Origin of the sequence: uncultured Microscilla sp., assembly GCF_947493425.1 — a bacterium.
Classification (GTDB): domain Bacteria; phylum Bacteroidota; class Bacteroidia; order Cytophagales; family Microscillaceae; genus Microscilla.
In genome coordinates this window covers 35273-41672 of record NZ_CANLRP010000064.1, presented here as the reverse complement: position 1 = coordinate 41672, position 6400 = coordinate 35273, and the positions used below count along the sequence as shown (strand labels likewise).

Annotated in this window: 5 protein-coding genes; 3 read left to right on the top strand and 2 right to left on the bottom strand. The window is 41.7% G+C overall.

The genetic code is table 11. The features are described from left to right. Positions 1–131 precede the first annotated feature (131 nt). Complete coding sequence (locus tag Q0954_RS16975; protein ID WP_299458690.1) at positions 132–509, bottom strand: four helix bundle protein; 378 nt, start codon at positions 507–509, stop codon at positions 132–134. Positions 510–685: 176 nt separating this feature from the next. Beyond that, entirely contained in the window at positions 686–1849 is a 1164-nt protein-coding gene (locus Q0954_RS16970; RefSeq protein WP_299458689.1) for a metallophosphoesterase, read from the bottom strand. A gap of 90 nt (positions 1850–1939) precedes the next feature. Here Q0954_RS16970 and ppk2 point away from each other — a divergent pair, with 90 nt between their 5' ends. The 3 genes from ppk2 (at position 1940) to Q0954_RS16955 (ending at position 6358) form a co-directional block, all read left to right on the top strand. Beyond that, complete coding sequence (ppk2, locus tag Q0954_RS16965) at positions 1940–2794, top strand: polyphosphate kinase 2 (RefSeq protein ID WP_299458688.1); 855 nt, start codon at positions 1940–1942, stop codon at positions 2792–2794. A gap of 411 nt (positions 2795–3205) precedes the next feature. Next, positions 3206–4513: a peptide MFS transporter gene (locus Q0954_RS16960; RefSeq protein WP_299458687.1), complete on the top strand. Its 1308-nt coding sequence runs from the start codon at positions 3206–3208 to the stop codon at positions 4511–4513. Between the two features lie 411 nt (positions 4514–4924). After that, complete coding sequence (locus tag Q0954_RS16955) at positions 4925–6358, top strand: MFS transporter (protein WP_299458686.1); 1434 nt, start codon at positions 4925–4927, stop codon at positions 6356–6358. Positions 6359–6400: the final 42 nt, after the last annotated feature.

The following is a 6400-nucleotide window of genomic DNA, read 5'->3' as shown; positions in this document are numbered from 1 at the left end:
GTTTTATGGTTTTATGGTTTTATGGTTTTATGGTTTTATGGTTTTATGGTTTTATGGTTTTATGGTTTTATGGTTTTATGGTTTTCATGTTGCTTGGCGCAACATTCAAAGCGAAGCCCCTCGAAGAGAAACTATGTTGTCAGTTTTTCATTGGTGTATTTAATGAGGCTATTGATCAAATAAGGTAAATCTTTTAATTGAGCGTATATGTGAGCGTACTGTTGCTGGGTGACTAACTTCCTTACTTTTGCCTTTTCGCACCAATCCAAGCATTCATACAAAGAGCCTCTGGCGTATAAATAAAATTTTATTTTATCCTTCTTATGGTACCTTCCAAAGCCCTCAGCAATGTTTGCCGAAATGCTATCGATTGCTCTTACAAATTGTTTTCCTACCGTATCTTTGGCAAAATAGTCCCAATGCGCAACCAGTTCCCACACGTCGTTACTCAATTGAAAAGCCTTTTTGTAAGCTTCTACATCGTTTAGAGTTAAATATTTTTTCGCCATTATTTTGATAGTTTATGTTGTGATTTTATGGTTTTATGGTTTTCATGTTGCTTGGCGCAACATTCAAAGCGAAACCTATCTTTAAGGCATAAGTTCAGAAACTTGAACATTCGTTGGAATGATAGAAAAAAGTGCTTCGCGAGCCATAAAGCCATTCCTAGCCATTTTTTAATTACTTATTTTATCTCAAATTGATGCGTTGGCGTAAGCCACGCTCCATTACTGGTTTTAAACATAGTTTTGACTGTACAAGTAGGGTATTTACCCTCAGGGCGTGATTGGTCGATGCGCTTGAGAACAAATTTTACAGGGTAGCCTTTGGTTTTTTTCTTCAAAAATACCTGGGTGGCTTTATGAGGCGACATTTCCCAACGCCCATCTGGATTGTCCCATTGCAGGTAAAAATGAAGGTCTTGTGAAGTGAAGTTATTCATGTGGAAGCTTACCTCGTAGCCTTCAGGTGTTTTCTTGAGTTGGCTAAAGTGGGCAAACTTGGGTTTGAATAAGTAATAATAGAGCAAGAAGTTTTCGTTATCGCGTGGGTATACCATTGTTGGGGGCAGTACACTGCCTGCTTTGATAATGGCATAGCTAAATTTACCATCGCGAACGGTGGCGAGTAAAAAGTGAGGGAAAGTGCCGCTGCGTAACTCATGGGTGCCCGATTTTCCGGTAGCGTTGGTCATTACATATTGTATACCGTCGCGTTCTTGGTATTCGTAATGATGACGATGCCCATAAAACACGTTTTTTACTTTATATTTTACAAACAGTGTATGCAATTGTTCGTGGTTTTTCAGAGTGTAAATAGGGTGATGAAAAAACACCATTCGATGAGCTTTGTTCTGGGCTTTCCTCAGGTCTTTTTCCAACCATTTTATTTGTGCTTTGCCTATCTGTGCTTCTTTACCATCGTTGCTGTTGAGTATGGTAAAGTGGGCATTTTTGTAGTCAAACGAATAGTTGGTTTTGCCCCAATATTGTTTGTAATAGGGCAAAGGATTCCCTTTTTTGTCTAACACATCGTGGTTGCCGGGTACAGGGTAATAAGGTGTGTTGCCCAAGGGTAGTAGTTGGTCTTTGAATCTTGCCCATTGTTTCAGAGTAGTGTCTTTGCCCTGGAGCTTACCTTTGATCAAGTCGCCTACTTGTATCACAAATGCGGGCGAGAGTTGGGCTACTTCATTGACTATTTTGTTAAATAGGGCAGGCGTGTTAAACTGGCTGTCGCCCAATATCACAAAGCTGAACTCTGTTTTGGTGGTTTGCTGGGCAAATAAATTTCCCGAAAGAGTGATAAAAAAAACCAGTGTTGATATAAATCTTCTCAAATTCAACATTTTACAACAATATTTTATGTATTATGAGGGCTAAATTTAGAGTTTAATCTCTAATGTTATTGTTGTTAAAATGTTAAAGATGTAAGAAATATGTCGGACTATAATCTCACCGTAGAAGATTTGCATTTGATCAATACCCGCAAAGGTTTGAAGGAGTTGCTGAAGCATAAGCATATTGACTGGAAGAAAATCGTAGAAAAACTACGCTACGAGGATGAGTTGGTGCTGCTACAGGCAGAGTTAAATAAGCTTCATAAATGGGTTCAAATTGAAAAAAAACGAATCGCCATTATTTTTGAAGGACGCGACGCGGCCGGAAAAGGTGGTACAATTAAACGTTTTTCTCAACACTTAAGTCCGCGATCTACCCGAGTAGTAGCCTTGCCCAAACCTTCAGATGTAGAAAAAGGGCAATGGTATTTTCAGCGCTATGTGAGCCATTTGCCTAACCCTGGCGAAATAGTGTTTTTTGATCGGAGCTGGTACAACCGTGCGGTGGTAGAACCTGTGATGGGGTTTTGCACCAAGCAGCAATATGACCAGTTTATGCACCAGGTACCTGAGTTTGAGCATATGTTGTATGAAGATGATTTGGTATTGATCAAGTTTTGGTTTGCCATATCGAAAGAAGAACAACAGAAGCGGTTTAAAGACCGGAAGGTAAACCCGCTCAAGCAGTGGAAACTAAGCCCGGTAGACCAAAAAGCCCAAGGCATGTGGGACAAGTATACTGTATATAAAGAAAACATGTTTAGTCATTCGCATACTTCGTATAGCCCCTGGATTATAGTAGAAGCCAACGATAAGCGCAAGGCAAGGTTGGAGTCTATTCGTTATGTATTGGCGCAGTTTAACTATGAGGGTAAAAACGAGGCAAAGGTGTCGTTGCACCCCGACCCCAACATAGTAATGCGTTACCACAGGCATTCAGAACATTCAGACTGATAGATTCTATTCTTAATAGAGGCAAGCATTAAGCGACAGGCGACAAGTTCCCCTTGCTTTACAAGCTTTCACAGTTTTATATCGCGTTGATTTTTAGTGATGTATGAAGGCCTTTATAGAGGCAAGCATTAAGCGACAGGCGACAAGTCCCCCTTGCTTTACAAGCTTTCACAGTTTTATATTAGTTGATTTTTAGTGATTTATGAGAGCCTCTGTAAAGGCAAGCTTTAAGCTACAAGTGACCTCGGCTTGCTGCCCCGGTTAAGGCAATTGACCTCAGTTGATAATGATATATAGCACTTCACCACACGGCATAGCAACTTGCCTAATAACCCCATGAATGCCAAATAGTATTTTGGATATTTGATGTATATCAATTGAAAATACTGATAATAACCAAACTATATAACTATGAAAAATCATCCTAAAGGGTTGTTTATCCTGTTTTTTACCGAAATGTGGGAGCGCTTTAGTTACTATGGGCTCAAAGCCTTGTTAGTACTGTTTTTGGTGTCCAAAACCAAAGGCGGCTATGGTTGGGGCGAGGCAGAAGCTTTGAGCTTGCTAGGGCTTTTCACTGGCATGGTATACATTATGTCCATTCCGGGCGGCATCATTTCCGATCGTTGGCTGGGGCCCAAGCGCTCAGTAATGGTAGGGGGAGCATTGCTGTGTGTGGGGCATTTTATGATGGCTTTTCCTGACCCCACGTTGTTTTATGTAGCACTTTGTTTTATTGTAGCAGGCATAGGCATGCTCAAGCCCAATATATCTACTATGGTAGGCGAACTGTATACCGAACAAAAGCGTCGGGATGCAGGATTTATTATTTTTTATATGGGCATTAACCTGGGGTCGTTTCTTGCCACCCTTTCTATAGGGTTTGTAGGCGAAACCTATGGTTGGCACTACGGGTTTAGCCTTGCGGGGTTTGGCATGGTGTTGGGGCAAGCAGTGTTTATATGGGGGCAACGCTACCTTAAACATGTGGGCAACAATCTGAAACAACGTCAGCAGGCACCCAAAGAACGCCTCAAGCTATCAAGTACCGATATTAATCGTTTGGTTGTGTTGGGCATATTGTTTCTGGTCATTTTTGTGTTTTGGATGTCGTTTGAACAAGCCGGAGGGCTGATGAATCTGTACGCCAAGAAATACACCAATCGGGTAATGTTTGGTTGGGAGGTGCCCGCCAGCATGTTCCAGAGCATCAACGCGGGGTATATACTATTGTTTGGTGGGGTGGTGGCGGCTTTTTGGGCAGCCCGTAAAACATCGGCTATAGCCAAAATGGGCATAGGCACTATACTGGTAGGCGTTGGCTTTTTATTTATGGTGGGAGCGTCTATGCAACGTGCCAGTGCTGGTCAATCGGCACTTTACTGGTTGTTTTTTGCTTATTGGTTCCATACCATTGGCGAGCTGTGTATTTCGCCGGTGGCACTATCTTACATTTCTAAAATAGCCCCCAAAGCCTTGGTTGGTTCTATGATGGGTGCCTATTTTGCTGCTACGGGTTTTGCCAATATTGCTGCCGCAGAGGTAGGCAAGCTTGCGGGCAAACTGGGCGAATTAAACATTTTTTCGGGCTTGGTCGTTGTGTCAGTGCTTACAGGTAGCTTGTTGTTGGTTTTTGCTCAAAGGCTCAAGAAAATGACCAGAGAAGACGAACTTGAGGAATCCAAAAATGAAGCAAAAGAGGCAGTAAAAGTTTCTTAGTACATTTATTTTTTGCTGTACAAGTACCCATACAAAGCACAAAAAACGGCCACATCTAGCCGTTTTTTGTGTTTTAGATTCTTTAGGTATTACTTTTATAATACAATTTGTTTGCCTCAATGCAGCACTTGCTCTACGAGTGTTATATTTTGTTTGCAGGGCGACTGTTTGTTTGCTTTCTCTTCTATTTTGCCAAAAAAATGTAAACATTTGCTTTGATATTCAAAATAGTGTAACAATGGAACATTATACAGGAACTTTTAAGCGGGTTTTTCTCCTATCTTACCATTGAATTAGATTTTTACTATATTTTGTGCAGGTAAAAATCTGTGAATTTTAATATATTACAAAGGATCATTAACCTGTGTATTGACAGGAATTATAAAAATCCAGCTTAAAAGAATTGAGTCCATGTTAACAACTACAAAGGAAAAAGCAATAAAACTAAAAACAAGTAAACCTCGCTTATCATTTTGGCAAATCTGGAACATGAGTTTTGGCTTTCTAGGCATTCAGTTTGGTTTTGCCCTACAAGGCGGCTTTATGTCCCGCATTTTTCAAACTTTGGGAGCCGAAAAGGAAGCCATTCCCATGTTATGGATTGCCGCGCCGCTCACTGGCTTATTGGTACAGCCCATCATTGGGTATCTTAGCGACCACACCTGGCATCCCAGGTGGGGGCGCCGTCGCCCTTACTTTTTTATTGGAGCAGTGTTGAGCTCTATTGCGTTGTTTCTTGTACCCCACTCAAGTGCTTTATGGATGGCAGTTGGGTTTCTCTGGATTTTAGACGCCTCCATTAATATCTCTATGGAACCATTTCGGGCATTGGTTGCCGACAAACTCCCCGAATCACAACGTTCTTATGGGTTTATTACCCAAACCCTGATCATAGGTATAGGTACTTGGGTGGCAAGCAATCTGCCTTGGATGGTGTCACAGTTGGGGGTGAGCAATGAGACTACCGCTAGTGGAGGCATACCTATGTCGGTGCAAGTGGCTTTTGCTATTGGTGCTTTTGTGTTTTTGACCAGTGTATTGTATACTATTTTTACCACTACCGAATACCCACCCGAAGACCTGGAAGAGTTTGAACGCCAAAAGCAGCAGAAAAAGCGTTTTGTTGCCGATATTCTCGACAACATTAAAACTATACCTCCTACCATGCAAAAGCTGGGATTGATTCAGTTTTTTTCCTGGTTTGCCTTTTTTACCATGTGGAGCATGGCCAACCCAGCCTTGACCGAGCACGTTTTCCAGACCCCTATGCCAGTAAAAAGTGCCTATGATATGGCTTCATCTGCTGCTGTCGAAGCTTTTCAAGTGGCCAATACAGCATTCCAAAAATCATCCAATCAAGTAGGGAGTTACATGGGCATTTATGGGCTTTCTTCTATGGCTTTTGCTTTGTTGCTTACTTTTTATACTGCCCACAGGCGAATCAATCGGAAACTGGTGCACATGGGGTCGCTCATTGCCGGAGGCATTGGTTTTATCTCTATGTATTTTGTGCCCTCCCCCCAATGGCTCATTCTTTCGTTTACCTTGGTTGGCTTTTCGTGGGGGAGCATTCTTTCTATGCCTTATGCGATGTTGTCGAGTTCGGTAGACCCAAAAAAGATGGGGGTAATTATGGGGATTTTCAACATGTTTATCGTAATTCCTCAAATTGTTGCGGCGCTTGGTGGGGTCAATATTGCTTACAAACTATTGGGGAACCAAACCATTCACGCCATGATAGTGGCAGGGATCAGTTTAGTCATTGCGGGTTTGTGCAATTTGTTGATTACCAATAAAAATGCGATTACCTATCAGCCCAATGAAGTGGCACCAGCAATGAAGTAAATACAGTATAGAGTTTTTAGTAGGATTGATGCCTTTAAGTAG

What these genes read in the sequence shown, in the direction of transcription:
- Q0954_RS16975 (WP_299458690.1), bottom strand. Translation starts at nt 509, where the DNA reads ATGGCGAAAAAATATTTAACTCTAAACGATGTAGAAGCTTACAAAAAG.
- Q0954_RS16970 (WP_299458689.1), bottom strand. Translation starts at nt 1,849, where the DNA reads ATGTTGAATTTGAGAAGATTTATATCAACACTGGTTTTTTTTATCACT.
- ppk2 (WP_299458688.1), top strand. Translation starts at nt 1,940, where the DNA reads ATGTCGGACTATAATCTCACCGTAGAAGATTTGCATTTGATCAATACC.
- Q0954_RS16960 (WP_299458687.1), top strand. Translation starts at nt 3,206, where the DNA reads ATGAAAAATCATCCTAAAGGGTTGTTTATCCTGTTTTTTACCGAAATG.
- Q0954_RS16955 (WP_299458686.1), top strand. Translation starts at nt 4,925, where the DNA reads ATGTTAACAACTACAAAGGAAAAAGCAATAAAACTAAAAACAAGTAAA.